The sequence below is a fragment of the Cytobacillus oceanisediminis 2691 genome, assembly GCF_007678455.1.
Classification (GTDB): Bacteria; Bacillota; Bacilli; order Bacillales; family Cytobacillaceae; genus Mesobacillus; species Mesobacillus oceanisediminis_A.
The window spans coordinates 343837-366374 of the sequence record NZ_VEEP01000003.1; the positions used below are offsets into that span (position 1 = coordinate 343837).

Annotated in this window: 23 protein-coding genes and 1 riboswitch; of the genes, 3 read left to right on the forward strand and 20 right to left on the reverse strand. The window is 42.1% G+C overall.

Annotation, left to right across the window (positions count from 1 at the left end; all coding sequences use genetic code 11):
• Positions 1-233: 233 nt before the first annotated feature.
• Positions 234-1553, forward strand: coding sequence for a DUF3238 domain-containing protein (locus tag FS736_RS08160; protein ID WP_144475883.1), 1320 nt, complete (start codon positions 234-236; stop codon positions 1551-1553).
• A 44-nt stretch (positions 1554-1597) separates the two neighbouring features.
• Here FS736_RS08160 and FS736_RS08165 read toward each other — a convergent pair whose 3' ends face one another.
• Positions 1598-1987: a thiol-disulfide oxidoreductase DCC family protein gene (locus FS736_RS08165; RefSeq protein ID WP_144475884.1), complete on the reverse strand. Its 390-nt coding sequence runs from the start codon at positions 1985-1987 to the stop codon at positions 1598-1600.
• 190 nt (positions 1988-2177) lie between these two features.
• The gene (locus FS736_RS08170; RefSeq protein ID WP_144476074.1) at positions 2178-3377 is read right to left on the reverse strand and encodes an NAD(P)/FAD-dependent oxidoreductase; all 1200 of its coding nucleotides are present in this window, start codon (positions 3375-3377) and stop codon (positions 2178-2180) included.
• A gap of 203 nt (positions 3378-3580) precedes the next feature.
• On the opposite strand from FS736_RS08170, the gene FS736_RS08175 reads away from it, so the two are divergent.
• Positions 3581-4330, forward strand: coding sequence for a YqcI/YcgG family protein (locus tag FS736_RS08175; RefSeq protein WP_144476075.1), 750 nt, complete (start codon positions 3581-3583; stop codon positions 4328-4330).
• 23 nt (positions 4331-4353) lie between these two features.
• Here the strand turns inward: FS736_RS08175 and FS736_RS08180 are convergent, their stop codons facing one another.
• The gene (locus FS736_RS08180; RefSeq protein ID WP_144475885.1) at positions 4354-4923 is read right to left on the reverse strand and encodes a cysteine hydrolase family protein; all 570 of its coding nucleotides are present in this window, start codon (positions 4921-4923) and stop codon (positions 4354-4356) included.
• Positions 4924-5083: 160 nt separating this feature from the next.
• On the opposite strand from FS736_RS08180, the gene FS736_RS08185 reads away from it, so the two are divergent.
• On the forward strand, positions 5084-6502 hold the full coding sequence (locus FS736_RS08185) for a vWA domain-containing protein (RefSeq protein ID WP_144475886.1): 1419 nt from the start codon (positions 5084-5086) through the stop codon (positions 6500-6502).
• Positions 6503-6989: 487 nt separating this feature from the next.
• Here FS736_RS08185 and FS736_RS08190 read toward each other — a convergent pair whose 3' ends face one another.
• From FS736_RS08190 to FS736_RS08270, 17 genes are all read right to left on the reverse strand, one after another.
• Entirely contained in the window at positions 6990-7802 is an 813-nt protein-coding gene (locus FS736_RS08190; RefSeq protein ID WP_144475887.1) for a pentapeptide repeat-containing protein, read from the reverse strand.
• A 102-nt stretch (positions 7803-7904) separates the two neighbouring features.
• Positions 7905-8864, reverse strand: a complete 960-nt coding sequence (locus FS736_RS08195) for an ATP-grasp domain-containing protein (RefSeq protein ID WP_144475888.1) — start codon at positions 8862-8864, stop codon at positions 7905-7907.
• Positions 8865-8894: 30 nt separating this feature from the next.
• A complete protein-coding gene (locus tag FS736_RS08200; RefSeq protein WP_144475889.1) occupies positions 8895-9944 on the reverse strand; it encodes an LLM class flavin-dependent oxidoreductase in 1050 nt (349 codons plus the stop codon).
• A gap of 142 nt (positions 9945-10086) precedes the next feature.
• Positions 10087-10191, reverse strand: a riboswitch (SAM riboswitch).
• Between the two features lie 82 nt (positions 10192-10273).
• Entirely contained in the window at positions 10274-11455 is a 1182-nt protein-coding gene (locus FS736_RS08205) for an LL-diaminopimelate aminotransferase (protein ID WP_144475890.1), read from the reverse strand.
• 159 nt (positions 11456-11614) lie between these two features.
• Positions 11615-12886: a YjiH family protein gene (locus FS736_RS08210; RefSeq protein ID WP_144476076.1), complete on the reverse strand. Its 1272-nt coding sequence runs from the start codon at positions 12884-12886 to the stop codon at positions 11615-11617.
• 282 nt (positions 12887-13168) lie between these two features.
• Positions 13169-13750 (reverse strand): ATP-dependent Clp endopeptidase proteolytic subunit ClpP, encoded by a 582-nt coding sequence (clpP, locus tag FS736_RS08215; RefSeq protein ID WP_144475891.1) that lies wholly within the window; start codon positions 13748-13750, stop codon positions 13169-13171.
• 20 nt (positions 13751-13770) lie between these two features.
• Positions 13771-14439: a sigma-70 family RNA polymerase sigma factor gene (locus FS736_RS08220; protein ID WP_144475892.1), complete on the reverse strand. Its 669-nt coding sequence runs from the start codon at positions 14437-14439 to the stop codon at positions 13771-13773.
• 823 nt (positions 14440-15262) lie between these two features.
• On the reverse strand, positions 15263-15763 hold the full coding sequence (locus FS736_RS08225; RefSeq protein ID WP_144475893.1) for a DUF5381 family protein: 501 nt from the start codon (positions 15761-15763) through the stop codon (positions 15263-15265).
• 77 nt (positions 15764-15840) lie between these two features.
• A complete protein-coding gene (locus FS736_RS08230) occupies positions 15841-16359 on the reverse strand; it encodes a DUF5381 family protein (protein ID WP_144475894.1) in 519 nt (172 codons plus the stop codon).
• Positions 16349-17131 (reverse strand): hypothetical protein, encoded by a 783-nt coding sequence (locus tag FS736_RS08235; RefSeq protein WP_144475895.1) that lies wholly within the window; start codon positions 17129-17131, stop codon positions 16349-16351. Before FS736_RS08235 ends, FS736_RS08230 begins: the two co-directional genes overlap by 11 nt.
• Before the next feature lie 9 nt (positions 17132-17140).
• Complete coding sequence (locus tag FS736_RS08240) at positions 17141-18379, reverse strand: glycine zipper 2TM domain-containing protein (protein WP_144475896.1); 1239 nt, start codon at positions 18377-18379, stop codon at positions 17141-17143.
• A gap of 157 nt (positions 18380-18536) precedes the next feature.
• Positions 18537-19418 carry a DMT family transporter gene (locus tag FS736_RS08245; RefSeq protein ID WP_144476077.1) on the reverse strand — a complete coding sequence of 294 codons (882 nt, stop codon included), beginning with the start codon at positions 19416-19418 and terminating at the stop codon, positions 18537-18539.
• Between the two features lie 186 nt (positions 19419-19604).
• The gene (locus tag FS736_RS08250; RefSeq protein WP_144475897.1) at positions 19605-19892 is read right to left on the reverse strand and encodes a hypothetical protein; all 288 of its coding nucleotides are present in this window, start codon (positions 19890-19892) and stop codon (positions 19605-19607) included.
• Between the two features lie 94 nt (positions 19893-19986).
• The gene (locus FS736_RS08255) at positions 19987-20496 is read right to left on the reverse strand and encodes a cysteine hydrolase family protein (RefSeq protein WP_144475898.1); all 510 of its coding nucleotides are present in this window, start codon (positions 20494-20496) and stop codon (positions 19987-19989) included.
• Between the two features lie 134 nt (positions 20497-20630).
• Positions 20631-21305: a ribose-5-phosphate isomerase RpiA gene (gene rpiA / locus FS736_RS08260; RefSeq protein ID WP_144475899.1), complete on the reverse strand. Its 675-nt coding sequence runs from the start codon at positions 21303-21305 to the stop codon at positions 20631-20633.
• 334 nt (positions 21306-21639) lie between these two features.
• Positions 21640-21978, reverse strand: a complete 339-nt coding sequence (locus FS736_RS08265; protein ID WP_186326723.1) for a YolD-like family protein — start codon at positions 21976-21978, stop codon at positions 21640-21642.
• 105 nt (positions 21979-22083) lie between these two features.
• Complete coding sequence (locus tag FS736_RS08270) at positions 22084-22452, reverse strand: hypothetical protein (RefSeq protein ID WP_144475901.1); 369 nt, start codon at positions 22450-22452, stop codon at positions 22084-22086.
• Between the last annotated feature and the right edge of the window lie 86 nt (positions 22453-22538).

Genomic DNA, 22538 nt, shown 5'->3' on the forward strand with positions numbered 1-22538 from the left:
ATACTAACTATTATACTACCATATAAATTGAAGAAGTCTTTTAAACTAGAGGAAAAGTTAATAGAACGATTGCTGCCACATAACAAAAGATAGTGTTCATGGCGAGAGGTCCTTCCTGCATTTAGCCAACCCTTATTTTACCAGACCGTTTTCTAACGCTAATCTACTAAAACACCTGATCATGGGGTAAATAATGGACATGCCGGAAAAATAAAACGAAAAGTGGTGAATAGATGGAACTTAATAGACAACTACCGATAACCAGACAAAAATTGGCTGGCAAATACCTGCCTTTTGCAATCCTAGGTACTGCCGGGACGCTTTACGCCTTGAGCGTAAACCGCCGGCGAAAGACTGCGGGTTCTTCCCACGCGAAAGTGCTTAAGAAGATTGACCATGGAACCAATGTCATCACTCTTGAATGGGAAGCTCAAGCTGATTCCTACCGTGTATACCGGGACAGCGAGCTTATCTATGAAGGATTTGAACCGAGTTTTGCTGACAATGAGCTGACTCCTGGCACACTGTATTCTTATAGTATCGAATCTCTCGCACAAGGCGAAGTGCAAAAGAGAATGCGAATACAAACGACTACCTCCGTGAATCACAAAGAGAAAGACAATGTTCTCGAGGATCTACTCATTACCACGATCGTCGCAGAGGGTCAAATCAGTTTTGAATGGGAGCCGATCGAGGGTGTAACGGAGTATACCATCCATCGAAACGGTATGCAGCTAGAGAAAGTGACTTCCTGTACATTTACCGACAGAGGGATCCAGGATGATCAATTTTATACTTACACAATTAAGGCAAGACGACCTTTGCAGCGTTCGGAACAAGTAAAATGGGAGCTGAAATCGTTAATTGCCAATGCAGTGGGAGCAATCAAGAAGGATTCTTCTACGAGGATGGCAGCTGATGAAGAGTTTTCCATCACAAAACGGATTGGCCCGATTCGTGTGCTTCTGAAACCAGATCGTCCACACAGCATTAGCAACGGAAACTGGCAGCTGAGATACACAACCTTTTTAAAAGAGGAGTGGTTGAAAAACCCGAATGCCGCTTCCGGGGATCAATATTTTAAGGGTGATCACCGTTCCTTTGAACCTGACTCGTCTCAATATCGGACCAGAGGTGAAATCTTTATCGATACTGACAGCCAATCCGCATTGCTTAGCAAAAGCACTGGAATTACAGAAGCGTTCAGCGGAAATCAAGAGCCTGTCGAATCCGCTCAAGCGACTGATGATGGAATTCAATTAGAAAAGGTCCTGGCAGATGATGACCGAATTAAGTTTATTCTAAAGCACTCGGTCAGCAATCCGCTTGTTGTGTCCCCTGCCATTGATTATGTTGTGTGCGGAGTCTTTTATAAAGACAATGAATTCGATTTGATCGGAAACCATGATCAGGCACCGGAACATGAAATTTATCTTAAAGAACCAGGCAAAGACAATTGGCAGGTCATCCATCAGGCTCACAGCAAAGGCCTGGAAATGATGGCTGACCCCATGGCAAACCACAACTGGCGCTACTCCTCCTTCACCAACTAAAAAAGAACGGAAAAGCTGTTTGGCTGCTTTTCCGTTCCTTTATATTATAGAAATCTTCTTCTCACATTCGGCGGCGGCAGCATACAGCTATCCTTTTGGCCGAACCATTTGAACCGATTTTTAGCAATTAGATCGTAAACAATATTCCTAACTGGAGCAGGTACAAGGATCAGAACATAGAGCAGCTTCCAGGGACCTTTTAGATGGCGGCTGATTCTGAGAGCGGCGGCTGACTTATAATAAACATTTCCATCCTCAATCAAAATCATGCTGTCCACATCATCTGCAACATTATATTCCCTCAACAGTTCCTGGCCTGCATCACTCTGAAGTGAAGCAAAGCGGAACATCTCTTTGTCATCTCGTTCCAGAATAAATTGGACACTGGCATCACAGAAATTGCAAACCCCATCAAATAGAATAACAGGATGCATGGAATATCCCTCCTTACTTCACCTAACTATATTAACATTTATCCTATTATGTCAAAATGAAACTAATGAGGGCACAGAAAAAGCCGGCAGCATCTCATGACTGCAGGCTCTTTAAATTATGAATTCTATACATTTACATCTGTCCGAACTGAATTTGCGGATATACACCAGATGAAAAGGGTCTTTTTTTTCACATGATTCCCTTCAACATTCCTTTCCAATACATGAAAGGAAGGATATTTTTCTTTAGTATATACATGCTGTAACGTTCCTTAGATTGATCGAATGGGAAGGTTTCGGCTGGTTTATTCTCATACAGGAACTCAGCCAGTACCAATTTATTATAGCCAGTAATCAGTGGACAGGAAGTGTACCCATCATAAGAGAGTTTCAACGATTGATTTTTCATGTAGCTAAGCAAGTTACCTGCTGCGACTGGAGCCTGTTTCCTGATTGCTGCCCCTGTTTTTGAGGTTGGAAGGTTCGCGCAATCCCCTACACAAAAGACATTTGAATATTTTTTTGACTGCAGTGTTTTCGAATCAACATCTACCCATCCACCGGCATCGGCCAATTTACTTTGAGCAATAAAATCGGGTGCTGACATTGGCGGGACAACATGAAGCATACTATAAGGAATTTTTTCCGTTTCTCCTGTCCCCGAATTTTCAAAAACTGCAAGTTTGTCAGCTGAATCTACTTCGATTAAGTTCATTTTATATTTAGTAGTTATCCCTTTTCTGGCAATGACCTGTTCGAGGGTATTTGCGTATTTCTTTACTGCAAAAACACTGTCAGATGCTGATGCGAAAATAATCTGGCTCTTATCTCTGACACCAGCCTTTCTGAAGGCATCGTCAGCAAGGTACATAATTTTCTGAGGTGCTCCGCCACATTTGATCGGAGTGTTAGGGTGTGTGAAAATGGCATTGCCGCCTTTGAAGTTCTGAATACTTTCCCAGGTTGAATCAACATAATCGTACGAATAATTGCTGCAGACACCATCCTTGCCGATGGCTTCTTTTAACCCTTTAATTTTATCCCAGTCGATCTGGATGCCAGCAGCCATTACCAGAAAGTCGTAGTGAATTTCGGTTCCGTTTCCTGTCGTGAGACTGTTAGAATCAGCATCAATTGAAGTAACAGCTTCCTGAAGCAGTTCCACTCCAACTGGTATAAGTGATTGCTGGTCCCGCACTGTAACTTCCTTTTTAACCGCACCAGCACCAGCAAGTGTCCACAATGGTTGATAATAATGCTTTTTGGCTGGGTCAACAATAAGAATTTTCCCCTTCAAATCCGGTGCCCCTTTAGCGAGCCTGGCAGCGACCGAAATACCAGCTGATCCACCACCCACAATTACTACCTTATAATTCACCTCATCCACCATCCCTGCAAAGATTTGAAAATCATCATATACCACTATAGGTATTACTATAACCACTATGAAAATTATAATAAATTAATCAGAATATTTCAATTTATTTCTCTCCTCATTTTCATAACAATTGGGTACCTGCCTATTTGTCCCGGGACATCTACCCTATGCTCCACACTTTGAATATAGTGTAGAAGCTATTGGAGGTGACTATGATGAACGGCTTGTATGCACATGGTTCCTCCTCCCAGGATCAGTTGCTAGCATGGGAGAAAGAAGCACTGGAAAAATTCTTCGCTAAAATGGGGGATAAGGAAAAACCTTTTCCCTGCATACCGGCAACGATTGGATTTTCAATGAATCAGTTGAAATACGGATTTGTTGGCAGTCCAAGGAGGGACACTACAATAAAAGAAATTGCTAGTTTGTTATCTAGCTATACAGAGCAATCGAGAGGATTTGGCGATTATACTTCTTTGATTATTTTCTTTGAAACGCCAGAAGAAATGAAGGAAGTTCCTGTCGAAGAATTTGAACAACTATTCTGGGAGCATCTTTCTGGTTTAAATGGGTTGGATAAATTCGACTGGCCAGAGGATCTACCCCAAGATCCCCATAATCCAATCTGGGAATTTTGCTTCAATGGCGAAAAATACTTTATGTATTGTGCTACCCCTGCACACAAAAACCGGAAAAGCAGACATTTTGACGTAATGATGCTCGCGATTACCCCGAGATGGGTACTCCAGGAATTCAATAAATCAAAAAGCTATGCAAAAAGGATCAAGGCCCAGGTGAGAAAACGGCTGGCGAAATATGACAGCATTTCTATTCACCCTGACCTTAACACTTACGGAGCAGAAGATAATTTTGAATGGCGGCAATACTTCCTGAGGGATGATGATACTTCTTTATCCAAATGTCCTTATCATCAAGTCCTGAAGTTTCTTGGCAAACATAAATGAAAGCGCAGGACAGCTCCTGCGCTTTACTGTTGGCTTAGTTGTTTTAGTAAGTCATCGGTCGTTACGATTGTGGCAAACTCCTTTTGAAGCATCGCGAGTTCGAGTTCCTGGATTGAATCAGCTGTATGCTTCACTCCTTTATTGTCCGTGATTTCAAAAGCTGCAATTGCGTCAGACACAAGAAATGTATTGAAGCCCAGGTTACCACTCATTCTGGTCGTTGTAGAAACACAGTGCTGAGTAGATAATCCGGTGATTACAACGGATTTTATCTGATTTTTCTTCAGATAGGACTCAAGCTCCGTTCCGATAAAACCGCTGTTCACATTTTTCGAAAAAATGACCTCCCCGTCCCCTGGCTTGGTGATTTCTTTAAATTCCGTACCTAATGAGTTTCGGTAATGCAAAGGAGACGCCGGGTCTAGTGACAGATGCTTCGTATAGATGATATGGCCATTTTTATTCCGCCACTCAGTTAATAGCCTTGCGATATTCCCCTCTGCTTCCTGGTTGTTCCGCTTTCCCCAATAAGGATCGTCAAAGCCCTTCTGCACATCCAAAATCAACAATGCAGGCAATTCAAGCAAATTCATACTCATCCCTCCTTAGCCATTCCACATTTTTTGTCATTTCGGTATTTTTTACTCATGATGTTCGTCCCCCATGGAAATTACTTCAAATCTATCCGCAAAACATGTTAAACTCTATGAAGGTGTTTTTATACACAATTGAAAGGCGAAAAGGAGGATCATCTTGAAACGACATTCGCTCTTTTTTTTACTAATCATTTCGCTTTTTCTTACTGCGTGCAATAATGATGCACCTGATGAAGAGGTTGTGGCAGAAACTCCTCCGAAAGAGGAGGTTAAAAAGGAAGCTGCAAAGCAGGACCTGCCAGGAAAGCTAAAGGATATCAGTCTGGAAGTTTCAGAGGAAAACCTGAAGGAATTAAAGCCTGGTACAATGATGGATGACCATACATATGAAAAGGATATCGAGGATATCGGATTCAACACTCCAGAGCTGGAGCCTGAACTTAAAAACAAGCTTCCGGAAGAGCTCGATCGATTAGCTCAGGGAACAGATGACCTGGAAACCATAAAAAAAGGCCTTATTTCGTTACTTGCGAGTCCTCACTATAAGCAGGTAATCGAAAAAGCTAATGCGTATGAGCCTTATTTTGAAGAGCCTTATTTACCAGATCCTGATAAGACGGAAAGCACAGAGAAAACTATAGGTGCAGAGAAAGCCATAATCCTGCTTGATGCAAGCTCCAGCATGATGCAGCAGTCCGGAGGCAGAGTGAAGATGGATATCGCCAAGGATGCCGTTAAAAGCTTTGCCAAAACCATCGGCCAGTCTGCAGAAGTCTCCCTTGTTGTCTATGGTCACCAGGGATCGGATTCAGATTCTGATAAAGAATTATCCTGTTCTGGAATCGAAGAGGTTTTTCCAATGGGGAAATACTCGAAGGAAAACTTCAATGGAGCCGTCGACTCATTTGAAAGCAAAGGCTGGACTCCGCTCGCAGCAGCCATCGAAAAAGCTGCCGAGATGACCACTAGCGATGAAGGGTATGTAACCATCTATATCGTCAGCGATGGTGCGGAAACATGCGATGGAGACCCAATCCAAGCAAGTAAGGAACTTGTGGTGAATAACGCAAATCATTCAGTTAACATCATTGGATTCGATGTAGACAGCAAAGCTGAAGACCAACTCAAAGCTGTTGCTGAAGCCGGAAACGGTAAATATTTCAAAGCAGAAGATCCTGAAGAATTAAAAAACACAATCCAGTACGAATGGCTGCCTTCCACGCTCGACCTCGCCTTCGCCTTTACGATGGCGCCTGACGGCTGGGATATGGTCGAGGAATACAAAGTTGCAGAAAAATATCCGCTAGAATTATGGACCATTGGAAGAAAAGAAGCCCACCGAATCATCGATGCAGCAGCCATCATGGCCGAAAATGACTGGATCACCGATGAACAGTATTCTGAACTCCGGGATTGGGGATTTGAACGAAGCGAAGCCATGAAGGAACTTCATTACTCCATGTCCAAAGCCAATCGAGAAAAAGCAGATGCAAAAAGCAAAGAAATCAGGCAAAGAGTCGACGAATGGGTGGCAAAAATGAAAGAACTCAAGAAAGAGCGCGGCGATACCTGGTAACCAACAAGCTGGAATATACCCTTTTCCGACTTAACTACAAGTGGCCCTCAATTTGAGGGCCACTTTTCTTGTTCACAGAATAGCCTTCTTTTGTTCATCTGTTTCTCATTTTCATGTCTGCTTCCCGCCTTTTGACTGGCTTATAATTTACCTGTAATCTCATCAAGGAGCTGGTGGAAATGCGAGAGAAAATGATGGATCTACTATTAGGCTTCACCCTTTTTTGCATAGAGTGGACAATCCTCTTTTTGCTCACCTCGAAGGAAAAAGCAGAATACTAAATATAAATAAACGAAAACTCTTGCAGGGCAAGATTTTTTAATTTACTGATCTTTTACTGGTTCAAATTTATCTGAGCTGTTATAGAACCCGGCAACTGCCCTTTCGCTAGTAATTCTATTTCTTGTCATTCCAAAATTTTGCTCCATACCCAACGGCGAGCACGCTAAAAATACTGCCAATCAATATGATGATGGCTGACATCCGATTACCTCCAATGATTTGGTCTTTTTAAAGACGAAGGCAGCCTGGTCCGATCATTTCCATTTGCCGAGTTAATTTGTGCCTGAGTAAGGAAAAAACTGCCTTCCAGATTGGCCCCGCTTAAATCTGCATCCCTCATGTCTGCACCGATAAAATCACACACCCTTAGGTCCGCTTCTTGGAGATCGGCAGCAATCAGCAAAGCCCCTCGAAAATCAGAGCCTTTGAGGTCAGATCGCTTCAGCTTTGCTCCCAACAGATTCTTGCGTTTTATTTTTTTGCCGTTTTTCACTTTACTTCGGACCAATTCACTTGTACGTAACAGCAGTTCGTTGACAACTGCTCGATAAACGGGGATTTCCAAAGCGAGGATTTCAACTGCATCCAAGTTCGTGATCTGCTCTATTTTGTCATAAATATCCTTAAGCTTAATTCGAAGTGATTTTGCCTCTTTCAATGCCTGTGCTTCATTCAGGTAACAAAGCATTTCATGTAGCTGTTGCATGATTGGAAAAACATCATACATTTCCGTCGCTTTCTCTGGCTGTTTTCGCCAATCAAGTCCTTTATAGGTTACCTGGGAAACTTTCTGGCCAGCCCCAAAGCATTCGTATACGGTACATCCTTTGTAACCTTTATCCCTAAGTTTTTCATGAATTCCACAGCGGAAATCCGCCTGCAAATTCCTGCAAGGAGACCCGCTTTCTTTATCAACAGGAAAATCCGCGGATTTCGCATATGGCAGAGCCACACAGCATAACCCAAAGCAGCTTTCACAATCAGCTCTAAGATTATTTTTAATCAATTGGCTAGTCATTTCTCTCATTGTCTCCATTACCAGAAGTTGTTAAATTTAGATTAACATAAATTCATCATCCCTTAAATAAAAAAAGAGCAGGGATTTTCCCTGCTTAGAGGTTTAACGGGTCTTTGCGACTGCTCCATATTCCGCAACCAGTTGTGATTCTAGAAACTTTGCAAGCTCTAACATTCCGTATTTACCTGCTCTTGCTTCTGCGTCTGAATTGTAATTCGTATTTGTATTAATATCGTAAGTAAAAATTTCACCAGTCTCATTTCTGATAAATTCAATTCCGGCTACTTGAATATTATTTGATTCTAATACTCTCTTATATTTTTCAATAACGCGATCTTTAAAGCCTTCAATCACTTGGAATTTCGGCTTTTCCTCTACTTCTTCCCCTACAGGGCAGAACAGGTCGCCGATCTGGCAGGCATCTGCCGGGCATAATTCAAATCCTTCTGATGTATCAACTTTTACTGCGTAAACAAATTCTCCGCCGACAAACTCACAGCGAGTGATATAACTTTCAGGAGACTGGATATATTCCTGAATCAGTGTTATTCCATCAACAGGTTCCTTAAACGACGGGCCCTCCACATATGCCTTAAGTGCTTCAATAGATTGAAACAACTGCACGCCAAGCCCTTTTCCAGCTCGATTGTGCTTCGTGATAAAGGCTCTTCCCTCAAATGGTTTTGCCGCTTCCAGCAGCTGCTGCTTTCCAACGGTGGCGATAGTACGCGGAGTCGTTACCCCATGCTTGTTCAGCTCAAGGTATTGCTTCACTTTGCTGACTTCCAGTTCAAGTGCCCTTGATCCGTTGTACACCTTCCGGCCATGTGCCTCCAGCCAGGCTAAAACCTGAGCGGAATATTCAGGTGCGAACCGATGTCCTCTTGTATGGGAAGAAGCACTCATTCTGCTGTAAAAGATCCCCTCTGGAGGCTCCTTTGACAAATCAAGCAGCCCTTCATCCAGATGCCACTCTTCAAAAGGTATTCCCAGCTCCTCCAGGCGTTTTGTTAAATGGACAGTCCATTCACTGTTTTCATGGATGATATAAACTTCGCTCATGATCTTCATCTCCTTAAGTTTATTTATCTATCAAACTGTCAGCTGCTTTCTTTTTACCTCCACAAGCGGCATGACCTGTTTCGCGAATCTCTCCATCTCTTCCAGTTGTGGCGAGAATTGCAGCAGGAGCAATCCCAAACCTGCTTCTTCATACTGTAAAATCCGGTCGGCAATTTGGTCAGGTGTACCTACCAAATTAGGGCGCAATCCTCGGTTTGACACCGAATAATCCTGAAGCTGGATTTGCTGCTCCAGCTGTGATTTGCTGGTGAAGTCCTTGAACCCGGCATAGGCACTGGATTCTTTTACAGAAGTAATTCGTTCCAACTCCGCGAATGCTTCAGCCTCGGTGTCCCGGCAAATAACGTAAGCGGCCATGCCGAACTCTGACAGTTCAGGATTTGATGTAGCGGCCCTTAGATTTTTCATCTCTGCAATTTTCTGTTCAATCTCTTCAACCGTTCCGCCATGCATGACATATGCATCGCATTTCTCGACAATGGTTTGCTTTCCCTTCAGACTTTCTCCGCCGGCATATAAGATCGGATTTGGACGCTGAACTGGTTTAGGAAACAGCTTCGTATCCTTTAGTTGATAGTACTTGCCTTCATATGAAAAGTTCTGTTCACTCCAAAGCCCTTTCAGTACATCAATGAATTCGTGCGTCCGGTCATACCGCTCATCATGCTCGGTAAAAATACCGCCGTACTGGCGTGCTTCTTCCTCCCACCACGCTGAAACGACATTCAGAGTAAAGCGGCCATTGCTGATCTGGTCAATGTTCGCTGCCATTTTTGCCGTAACTGCCGGGTTATGGAATCCCGGCCTCACCGCCGACATGATTTCGATTTTTTCGGTTACTGATGCCAGAGCAGCAGCGGTTGTCCACGCTTCAAGTGAGTCATGCTCAGGACCTTTTATATCATTCAAATAAAGTTCGGCAATTAATGTAGTGGAATATCCCCATTTTTCTGCTGACTGGATCACTTTCTTTGCATAATCAAAAGTTGCTGGCATTTGTTCATTCTCAACATTTCTTAACCATCCGCCAAAAATCGGCAGCCAAAATCCATACTTCATACTTCTCTCTCCTCTGCCCAATCACAATCTCTACTTAACCAACCTGTTAAGTCGGTATTTAAACCAAAAACTTGGAGACCAATTAATAGCCCCCTAAAACAAAAAGCTCCCTTCAAAAAGAAGAGAGCCATTTTATACTCCCTTCTCATCTTTCAGACAAATTGTCTGCAGGAATTGGCACAGTATTCATTGAGAACCTGTTGCCGAGGTTTCGCAGGGCCTATCCCTCCACCTCTCTTGATAAGAAGACATTCTTATTAAGTTTTAATTCATTAAAGTGATAATATTCTAAATTTGTTTAAATGTCAATTCGTTTCTCGAAATAAGTTTTAACTTCCTACCGGAAACCCCAGCAAAAACTTATTCACACGCTGTGCAGCTTCTTCCAGTCTTTCGGGAGGCTGTACCATGGCAATTCTGACATAGCCTTCCCCCTCCTGCCCAAAGGCGTCACCCGGAACCACAACAATCCCTTCCTCTTCAATCAACTTGAAGGCAAACTCGCGAGACTTCCATCCATCAGGGATTTTAGCCCAGACAAACATCGTTGCCGGAGAATTGGCTACCTGCCATCCGCTGTTCCTGAAACCGGATACTAAAGCATCCCGTCGTGCCTCATACAGTTTTAGCTGATCGCCAAGAAACGAATAGTCAGAGGTCAAAGCAGCGATTGCTGCCTTTTGGATAGGATAGAATACTCCATAATCAATATGTGACTTGAAGGATGCCAGAAGATTGATGACCTGCGAATTGCCTGCGACGTATCCAATACGGCAGCCAGCCATATTGAAGGTCTTTGAAAGCGAATTGAACTCAATGCCAACTTCCTTAGCCCCTGGTACCGAAAGGAAACTAATCTGAGGATTTCCGTCATAAATCAATTCAGAATATGCAAAATCATGGACAACTAGAATATTATGTACCCCTGCAAATTCAACTACCTCTTCAAAGAAGACTCTGTCAGCAAGTGCAGTGACAGGATTTCCCGGATAGCTCAATATCATCATTTTTGTTTTCTGTAATACTTCCTCTGGAATCTCATTTAACTGAGGAAGGAATTTATTTTCCTCCAACAGCGGCATAGGATAAATTTCCCCTCCAGCAATCGTAACGCTAGCTTCGTAGATTGGATACCCTGGATCTGGGACCAGTACATAATCACCCGGGTCAACTATGGCAGTCGCCAAATGCGCAAGTCCATCCTGTGAACCCATCAACTGCAATACTTCTGTTTTTTCATCAAGCTCGACAGAATACCGCTGGCTGTAAAAATATTTTACTGCTTCATTAAACTCGGCGATGCCCTTTAATGTGTATCCATATTTACCGGGATCCATTGAATATTTCGCCAGTGTTTCCATCACAAATGCCGGCGGCTGGAAATCCGGGCTGCCAATGCTTAAGTCAATGACATCCTTGCCATTCAACAATGCCATCTGCTTCCTGTCTACTACTTCCTGAAAAATGCTCGAAGTCATTTTTCTGATCTTTTCTGATCCGTAAATATTCATGGACATTCCCCTTTACTGTTCAATGATTCATGTTGTTCTCATGGAAGTTGATTCCCCTGAATTTTTTAAATATAAAATCGATTATAGCAGTTTCACTTTATCAGTTCTATAAAAAAATAAAAAATGAGCTGCTTTGCAGCTCATAGAATAAGTTCCTTATTAGAATAAAAGGTGTGCGATCGGCGCTACAATGATAAGTGTAAGGATTGTTCTCTGAATCCAAATGACCACCAATTTTCTCAGGCTGATTGGAATTTCTGTAGACATTATGCTTGGAATCAGTGCTGAGAAAAAGACTATGGCTGAAACTGAAACTACGCCGATGACAAACTTTGTTACCATTGGCGCCTCTGTTACAAGCATGGCAGGCAGGAACATTTCGGCGATTTCAATAGCAGATGCCTTGGCTGCCAGCATGGGTTCAGGAATCTGGAGTATCAATGTGAATGGGTAGAAAATATAGCCAATCAAATCGAATACAGGAGTAAACTCTGCTAAAACAAGACCCAACAGACCTACAGATAGAATGGACGGCAAAATCCCCATTGTCATGATCATTCCATCGCGCAAGTTATCCAGAATATTTTTCCCCAGGGAGGGTGCTTTGTTCGCTGCGAGCATAGCTTCTCCCCATGCTGTTTTGAGACGGTTCTCCGTCACTGGTTCCTCTGGAACACCTTTTCCCTCATAGTATTCGTCACTCATCGTCCTTAATGGACGCAACCTGACTGTGATGGCGGTTACAATAAATGTAACGAAAAGTGTCGTCCAGAAATACGTATTCCATACTTCCATTAATCCCAGCGTTTTTGCGACTACAATCATGAACGTGGCAGATACGGTAGAAAAGCCGGTCGCAATAATGGTTGCTTCTTTGATCGTATACTTGCCTTCCTTGAACACCCGGTTAGTAATGAGCAGTCCGATTGAATAGCTTCCAACAAAGGATGCAACTGCATCAATCGCAGCTCTTCCAGGAGTCTTCCAGACTGGCCGCATGATTGGCTGCAGAAGGACACCAAAAAATTCAAGCAGGCCATACCCGACAAGCAATGCCAAAAAAACGGAACCAATCGGAACCAGGACTCCAACCGGAATAACCAGCTTTTCATATAGGAAAGGTCCCATTCCAGGTTCAAATAGCCATGCTGGCCCAACATCTGTCAACATCATTAATGCTACTATAACTCCAATTACTTTCAGAAACGAAAAAATCATAGTCGTCGAATTCTTATTCCAAGTTTTACTGTAAAAAGGATAGATGGCACCAAATAAAATTACAATAAATGCGTAATACGGAACTGCAGCAGAAAAAGTGGTATTAATCCAGGTCACTAAGTGGTCAAGCGGGATTGACGATTTCCCGCCCACAGCAATTGGAACAAAAAACATGAATATGCCAATCGCACTAAACAGAAAAAACTTAATCATACTCAAGTTTGATAACGGTAGTTCCGGCTGTTTGCCAGCCTTTACTTCAGGTGTATTCTGCACATGACTTCCTCCTTTATTTGATTATTCAGATTATTTGTAAGAGAGGAGCTTGATTTTGCTCTTCTAGTTACCTAAGGAAAAGTGTCCTTTTTAATATTTATTCAAGCTTGAATGAAATTATAGTGTAAGGTCTCTATTTTTTGTTTTAATTTCAGTCGACAATCTCTTATTTTCATTGTGTTCGCACAAAAAAGGACTGCCAGAGCAGCCATTAGATCACTATGTCCGTGTAATAATCTTATCAATAATCCCGTACTCCAAAGCTTCCTGTGCGCTCATGAAATAGTCGCGGTCAGTGTCCTTTTCGATTTTTTCCATTGGCTGACCAGTACGTTCAGATATGAGTTCATTCAAATGGTCACGAAGTTTGAGGATTCTTTTAGCGGAAATTTCAATCTCCGTTGCCTGGCCTCTTGCCCCGCCTAGCGGCTGATGAATCATAATTTCGCTATTTGGCAGTGCAAATCTTTTTCCTTTTGTGCCGGCAAGCAAAAGCATTGCGCCAAACGATGCTGCCATCCCGATACAGATGGTGCTGATATCTGGTTTGATATACTCCATCGTATCAAAAATCGCGAACCCTGCAGTTGTAGAGCCACCAGGACTGTTGATGTAGATTGAAATATCTTTGTCCGGATTATCCGCTTCAAGAAATAATAGCTGTGCTATGACACTGTTGGCCACATGGTCGTTGATTTCATCACCAATCATGATGATGCGGTCTTTTAACAATCGGGAATAAATATCGTATGAACGTTCGCCACGATTAGATTGCTCTATGACATAAGGAATTGTACTCATTTTGTTCCTCCCTTTCCTGCTTAAGCAGCCATTCTGAAAGTAGAGAGAGGTGAACGAGAACGTGAATGCAATGACATCTCCGGAACAGATGCAGCAAGCGCCGGAATCTCCTGGATGTTTTCCAACAGAACGGTTGGGTCCTCGGATTGCTGCGATTCGCAAAGTAAGTCTGACAGCAGGTTTTCTTCATCATCGCTCAAATCCTGCCCCAGCTCTCGCAGTCTGCTATCCTTATCAAGCCTCTTTCTTGCCCGATGAAGCGCAGCTTTTACGGCCTTTTCCGTTGATCCCATCAGCTCGGCAATTTCATGTGACTGAAATCGAAATGCTTCCTTTAACACCAAAATCACCGCCTGCTTCGGCGTCAATTTGGACAAAAGCGTCTCAACAGTATCGATCACATTCCCTTGAGTGCTCGATCCCAGATTTTCCGGTATCCCCGTCACTTCACGGCTGTGCTTCCTGATTGTATCCACCCACTGGTGATAAGCCATTTTTTTTAGTAAGGCTCTGCTGACCTGGGATGGCTCATAATGGCGGATTGCCTTCATCGTCACTTCCTGCAAAAGATCATCACCATCCCAGCTGCTCTGGGTTAAAAACCGGCAATATCGCTGCAGGCTTTGATAATGGCTCATGACCCCGGATTCCTCTTCAGTATTCACATTCCTAAGCTTGTCACTCGACATTCTGTTCACTCCTTTGAACCTCTCTGCACCTTAAACGGATTGAGGGAGAGAAAAGATACGGCCTTTTAAAAAATTTTGTAAATGGTACCTTTTATATACTACTCAGCGTGCTGCGGTGGAACCATTGTAAAAATAAACGTCGGACTTATTCTTGACAGCTTTCTTTGGTTTTTTTTCCAAACCTGTCAAGATTACGAGCCTTTTTTGACAGCTTTCTTTGGTTTTTTTTCCAAACCTGTCAAGATTACGAGCCTTTTTTGACAGCTTTCATTCATTTTGCTTCAAACCTGTCAAGATTACGGGCTTTTCTTGACAGCTTTCCTTCGTTTTGGTCCCAACCTGTCAAGATTACGGGCTTTTTTTGACAGCTTTCCTTCATTTTGCTCCTAACCTGTCAAGATTACAGGCTTTTTTTGACAGCTTTCCTTCGTTTTGCTTCTTACCTGTCAAGATTACAGGCTTTTTTTGACAGCTTTCCTTCATTTTGCTTCTTACCTGTCAAGATTACGGGCTTTTCTTGACAGCTTTCCTTCATTTTGGTCCAAACCTGTCAAGATTACGGGCTTTTTTTGACAGCTTTCCTTCATTTTGCTCCTAACCTGTCAAGATTACAGGCTTTTTTTGACAGCTTTCCTTCATTTTGCTTCTTACCTGTCAAGATTACAGGCTTTTTTTGACAGCTTTCCTTCATTTTGCTTCTTACCTGTCAAGATTACGGGCTTTTCTTGACAGCTTTCCCTCGTCTTGCACTAAACCTGTCAAAATACTGACTAATACTAAATGTCTATAGTTCGTTAACTAAACTTAACTACTCTCATATGGTTCAATTATTGTTCATTCGCTTTTCCCAGTTCACCTTAAATTCAGGTGAGGCATCAGGTATAACAAAATCCTCTATCACTTGATTCACTTTTTCCTCCGATACAAGATTGTAGGTCGATAACTTTATTGTTTGATTGTTTATTGTCTTTATAACAAGATATTTCAATGAACTTCCTCCCCACTTAATATCACCGATCTCATTAATGGGAATACTTTTTCTTCTTCCTTTTAAGATTCCCGATTCAATAGTGAATATAGTCCTCCCAGATAGAATCACACTAATGAGTTTTAACAAAATGGAACCAGAAAAGATTAACCCAATGATTCCGATGATGCCGACTAAAAAGCCCCTTACGATTCCTGAATCAGGAGCGACTACGAAAAGAACAAATGCTGATAATAATGTCCCAAATAGTGCAGAGGTAATCATACAGCCGGCTCCAGGAGCTGTATAAACGACTTCCACCTTATTTTCTGTTACTTTTATATTATGTTCTTCCATTTTAAGTTCACCTTTCACAACCATATATAATAAAAGCTTACAGAGCTAATCTCTTTAGCCTGCAAGCTTCTAAAAATTTATGCGCCTTTATTGCTCATACGCTTATTCCAGTTCTCTTTAAATTCTGGAGTCGCATTTGGAATTACATAATCATTAATCACCTGGTTCACTTTTTCTTCTGGAACGAGGTTATAAGAAGATAACTTTACAGTCTTTCTGTTTGTCGTTTTGATTGCCAGATATTTCAATGAACTGCCAGCCCACTTCATATCTGTGATTTCATCAATCTTAACTGCTTTGTTCTTCCCTTTAAAATACCCATCCTGAACTGTGTATACTGCCTTCCCGGTGAGTAATGCTCCCACAACCTTAAACAGCACCATACCGATAAACAACGCTCCAAATCCACCAATGATAACTCCAATAAATGCTCTGACGAACCCTGAAGTAGGGACTATGTAAAATAAGATAAAGAGGGACGCCAAAAACATGATCCCTCCTCCAGTTAGCATGCAGCCAACTCCCCCGCTTGTATAAACTACTTCGACACGATCGTCGTAAATTTTTATGTTATTCTCTTCAATTTTATTTTCCATATTGCACCTTTTTCAATGACTCTATGACATTTTCTTTAATTAATTGGTCAACTTTACTGCGCTCGCACTGATTCATATAAAAAACATCCTCATTTTTTTCAATGATCCAGTTATTCTTGCTGTCATTTGTAAATAACACGACATTCTTTGCTACTGGCTCCTTTTGTTCCGTAAACTCCATGAATAACAGAGTATTTAACAATCCATTAGTTGATTTAAGAGTTTCATAGAATTCCTGTTTTTCCCCATGGAGCACAGGAAGTTCAAAATGTTTTTGGTTACCCTCCAGTGAGTCAAGCAACTGTTCAAATTCTGTCTGGCTTAATTCAAATCCGCTGCCACTACCATCTTCGCTTATGCGGTAAAATGCAGAAATTACATCTGCTGCTTTTCCTGCAGTTACTTTTTCAAAAACATGTACCTGCTCATCGAAAAGCAGGGAATGCTGAAGGACCGTCTTCCCGTTAAAATGGAATGATACAGACTCCTCCCCGCCGTCTTCCCCATGACGGGAAGCTTTGATTGATTGGTCTGAGTAATTTAACATAGAGATGACCTCAGAAAGCTCTTCCACTAACATGAATTTGTGATTTTCATATACCAAAAGACTTTTAGACAAAAGTGAACGTGTTGTAATTTGAAGCAGAAGATCCATTTTTTCATCGTCCAGATCTCCGAAATAAACCTGCTTCAATGCATTCCCATGTTCAAAATATCCTTCATTGTAAAAACAGTAAATTAATTCTTCGATAGAAAGTGAAATTTTATTCATGTTTCCCTCCTAGCCTCCAAACCCAAGGATTGACTTTGCCCCGCTCAATAGGCTTGAAGCATGTTCTTTTACATCATTAAATCCATCCTTCACCTTACTTACACCGGAAGCAATAGCCTCTGTTCCTTTATGAATCCCATCTTTAAAGTGCAGGGCAGTTTTATCGACCCATGCAGGTGTTTTATTTGCAATCTTGTCGCCAACCCAGCTACCAACAAAACCGCCGATTGCAGCACCAGCAACTGTTCCTATAGGTCCAGCTACACTTAGGAGAGTTCCGCCTATAACAGCCCCGGCAACAGAGGTCGCAGATACAACCGTAGTTTTATAAACGGCACTGCCTACCACCTTCGCGTTTTCTTCTTTCAACTTCTCTCCGCTATAAAGGTTATAGTTCTCGGTAATTTTTATCCCTGCGCCAATTGTTTCGGCTCCGGCTGTTATCAGTACGGCCAGTGCGGCATTTGACTTTCCTAACCTCAGCCCGTTTTTCAATACACTTCCTGCATTATTTTTAACTGCATTGAGCATCGTACCGGTTTTACCTTCAGCAATAAGTTTCGAAACGCTGTTACTGAGGCCAACAATGTCCTTTGGGAAATAATTAGCTGTTCGCTTGTAGATTAATTCAGACAGTGTTTTTTTGCCAAAAGCTCTTGTAGGGCTGACCATCAACCGTGCAAGCATATTCATTTTAGAGCTTTCAATTCTGTGAATCATGCTAGCCATAGGCAACCGAATCTTACCCAGCAAAACGTCATCGACTACCTGGAACTTGCGCAGTACTCCATCAATATCTGAGAACCTGAATCCCAGCAGGTGCATAAGTCCTGCCCCAGCAGCATATTGTGCGCCATGCAAAAAATCTACCCATCTGCCATAGGTATTATTGTAAGTTTCATATAAATTACTGGCCAAGTGCCCATCAATCTGTCTTCTTGCCGCTTCAATCGCCTTATTGACAGCGTCTGCCTGACGATTCACGCGGTTTTCCGAATTCCCGTAACGATCGGCGGATTGAATGGTAAAGGATTTCAACTGTTTCATATGCATTTCGATTCGGTCAGAGGAAGCCGAAGCACGCCGAAATTGACCGCTGATTCCATTGCGTCCGAGTATTCGTGGATCAACACTGCTTCTTACGCCGGCAACCTTATGCTGAATGCTTTCAAGTCGGCCGATTGTATGACTCAAGCCTGAAACGGAATTATTTACAGTATTAATGTTAAATACAATTTTTGAAGACAAGGACCTTCACTTCCTGTTAGAAAATTTACAAACAACACCATTGAGTTGGTGAAGTTTTCCATACTTTTCATTATAGATGAGAATGTTTTTTAATTAAATATTATTACCTAAATATAGGTTAAAAGGATTATTTAACCAATTTATAATCAAGGTCTTTTTACCCAGCTTTTTTAGCAGTTAAACTCGTTTTCGGTGCAAATGTCCAATTAACCAGGAAAATTCCAGTGAAAATCAGGGCCCCTCCGGCATAGACATACCATTGCACGACTTCATCCAGCAGCACCCAGCCTGAAAGCACTCCGAAGAAAGGGGCAAGGAACAGGAAGGCACTTGTTTTTCCAGGATCACCCTGATTTATTAGGTAAAACCAGATTGCAAACTGAACGATTGACGCCATGATGGCCAACCATAAGATAATCGTAATGGAAATGGGGTTGAGCGCCAGCCTTGGTGTTTCCATTGTAAGCCCCATCAACAAAAGGATACTTCCACCAAATAACATCTGGTATGCGGTCAACACCCAAACATTGAAACGGCTTCCCCATTGTTTGATCAGGATGGTGCCAATCGACCATGATACCGCCGCGCCTAGACCTAGAAGTGTTCCGGTGGTGAGTTGCAAATGGAATCCCAAAGTAATAAATACTCCTAGAAAGCCGACAATGGCCCCCAGCCACTGAATAAGCCTGTATCTGATTCCCAGGAAAATGGTCCCCATGATCACAACCATCAATGGATTGGTAAAGGTTAAGATGGAGGATTCTCCTGCCGTAATTGTCCGTAAGCTAAGGAAGATACAGCCCATGACCCCTGCTGTTTGCATCAAGCCAATGACAAATATCCTTCCCCAGTCAGCAAGTTTTGAAGGCAACGGATTTTTCCTGACGATCACAGCCATCAATAATCCGGCAATCGTGAACCTCAATCCAACCAATAATAATGGGGAAACATATGTCAAACCGATTTTCCCGACTGTAAAAGAAGAACCCATCAGAAAGGTAGTCGCAACCACTAGCACAACAAATAAATATGGATGTATCCTGGTTTCAGGCAAATCAATCCCTCCTAACAATTCCTACTATATTCTTTCTCCGGGGATCGAATTCCTTCCATTGCGAAACCGAAAGTTAATCGGCTTTCATGGAGCCTGGCTCACTTAATCATAAAAAAAGGACTGTAATCAACCCCAAAACACTTCGAGGTTGCCTACAGTCCGAGAAACATTTTAGCTATTTTCTTGAACATCCCTATATGCTAAAATTTGCACTTTCAAAGAAGAATAAACTCCCACCGCTGCATTTCCATAGAAAAAGCCCATGAAAACACCTGCCCAGAGGTTATGTGGGTGGGCAATGAAAATAGAAATAATTAAACCAATCAAATTTGCAATTCCAAGAACGCAGGCCTTACGGGGATGCAGCAATATTTTTAGTATCTGTGTCGCAAAAATGACAACTGGGACTGCGATAACTGCATCCCAAAAGTTCGTGTGAATGATTGGAAAAGCCTCCATGTAATGTACCAACCTTCTTTTTAATGAATATCTTTTCCAGTCTATTCATTCTTATTACATAGATTGTTTTTAGCGTTTTTTGAGGGCTTTCATCTCATAAAATTTCCTCGCTTTTCTTTACATCGGCAAACCAGCGCAGCACTCCATTGTGATGGTTTATAATCTGCTGTGCTGATAATTCTGTGGTCGGCCAGGTGCTATGCAAATCAGACACTAAGGTTACTTTATATCCCTTGCTGAATGCACTCCGGCAGGTCGTATCGACGCTAACTTCTGTTTGGATTCCTGCTAACACCAAATGTTGAATGTTCTTTGCTTTTAATTCCTGTTCTAGAGTAGTGTTGACAAATGAATCTGGAGTGTTTTTTTGGACAATGATGTCACCCTCATGAGGTGCTATTTCAGAATGGACTTCCCACAAATAAGTACCATGCACCAAGGAAAGGTCGTTATGTTGGATGTAGATAATTGGCATCTCCTGCGCACGTGTCCGTTCTATCAGTGTTTTCATTCCTTTTAGCAACCCTTCCCCATTAAATACTACGTTCCCTTCCTGAAACATTTCATTTTGGACATCTATTACTAACAGGGCTTTCCTTTTCATGGCCTCATTTTCTCCCCTTATAAAAGCATCTTCTCTAACTTATTGAGCGCTTCAGTTCCAGCCAGAGTGATAAAATAGGAATCAAATACTCCCTTGCATTGACTCTAGCTGTTGGTACTTTCTTGCTACTTCATCTATCTTTCTGCTGGTTCTTTTTCACTCAGTTCACCATTCTCAATCGTAATCAACCTGGAGGCAGAATTGACAATCAGTCCATTTTCAACCACCCCTGGAATCATGTTCAACTGCACCTCAAGTTCAGCGGGGGATTCGATCCGCTTAAAGTCACAGTCCAGTATGTAATTGCCATTATCCGTTATAAACGGTTGACCTTCTTTTTCTCTTAATTTCGGCACACAGCCCAGGCTTTTGATATTCCTGGCAGTCATGTAAACTCCAAATTGGACAACCCCCACTGGCAGCGGAAAAGTCCCCAGCTTGTGCGCCAATTTGGTCGAATCGGCAATCACAATAAAGCTGGAAGCAGCATTTGCGATGATTTTTTCCCTCAGTAATGCCCCTCCTCCGCCTTTTATCAAGTTCAAATTGGAATCCACCTGGTCTGCCCCGTCAATGGCAATATCAAGTGCATCGACCTCTTTCAAATCGACCAGGGGAATTCCTTCTTCCTTCGCAAGCGCTGCTGTCTGTTCGGATGTCGGGACTCCTTTGATTTTCAGCCCGCCTCTTACTAATTCACCCAGTTTTCTGATTGTATAATAAACGGTGGAGCCAGTCCCCAGTCCAACCACCATTCCATCTTTGATATACTCAACCGCCTTCTCGCCAACCATCTGCTTTTCATTCATTTGTTATCACCTCTCGTTCATTTTACCCTTTATTAAGAAATACTCGCTTTATTGCGAGCTTAATTTTAAATGGCGATGATTATGGAATTTCTTTTTAGCGTCTAAGCATTTTCAAGAAATGATCCATTAAACTGCAGCTTTTAGCATTTCATATGATTTAAAAAATCCAACTTTTTGTAGAATTTAATGACCCCTAGATACTCTAACACCTCGGGCATTCACGGATATTTCTTGAGAGTAATTGGCCAGATTCCAATGTGCATCCTTTTCTCCTCGCAAGATCGATAAAAAGACCATTTTTCCTTTATGTTGTGTAAGGTGTTGTATAACGTCTTTACTCCTTGATTATTACCTTGACAATATCAGCAAAATCGATGGAAATAGCACTGCCATCTTCAGTGACCATTCGAACCCGCTTCCGGATGGGATCGAGGTAATGGATATGCCCTGTTTCTTCATATGTAAATCCGTCCCACCATTTTGTGATGATGACTGGGTATGTATATTCCATCGCGAAGCAAATCTGGTTCTCCAGTTCCTGGATTTCGTATTCGTCGAGCAGCGGACGAGGCTGCCGCAATTCATCCCGGGCGAGTTCTCTCAACAAGGCCCGATGTTCCGGCATAAAATGTGCCGGCATAAATTTCAGCTTTCCTCTGTCTCGTATTCTCATGCTGACCATCCTTTCGGGATAACTTATCTTCATTATATCCCGAACAAACGTTCGTAAACCATACCAATTTTATTATTCCATGAAAAAAGACCAGCCTCAGCCAGTCTACGCAGTCACTTCATGAAATTTAAAATAAGTCGAGAGCTTTGAATCGACATGATCCTTCCACCCATCAAGCGGTACGTTCAAATTCTTTAGTATTTTATAGGCATGAACCCAGGCACTCATCTCTGCCGTTATCCGGTAGGACCAGTCATTCAGCCATTTTTCATAATCCAACTCTCCATTTACAAAGTCAATTAAATGGCCGACTTCATGGGCAAAAGCATAAATATTTTCAAGCGTGGTCGACAATGGAATTGTTATGGACATGTTAGGATTAAAATTGATTTTTTTCTTAGAATCATAAATCACCCTGCAGTTCAACTTCTCCGCCTCTTCTACTAAACGTAAAAAAGTACCATACGTTACCATACCATTTTCCCCTTTTTTCTTTCTAGTTTTCTAACTATTATATACTAATTTCTATAATCGCATACCCTTTTTCTTAATTTTCAGAA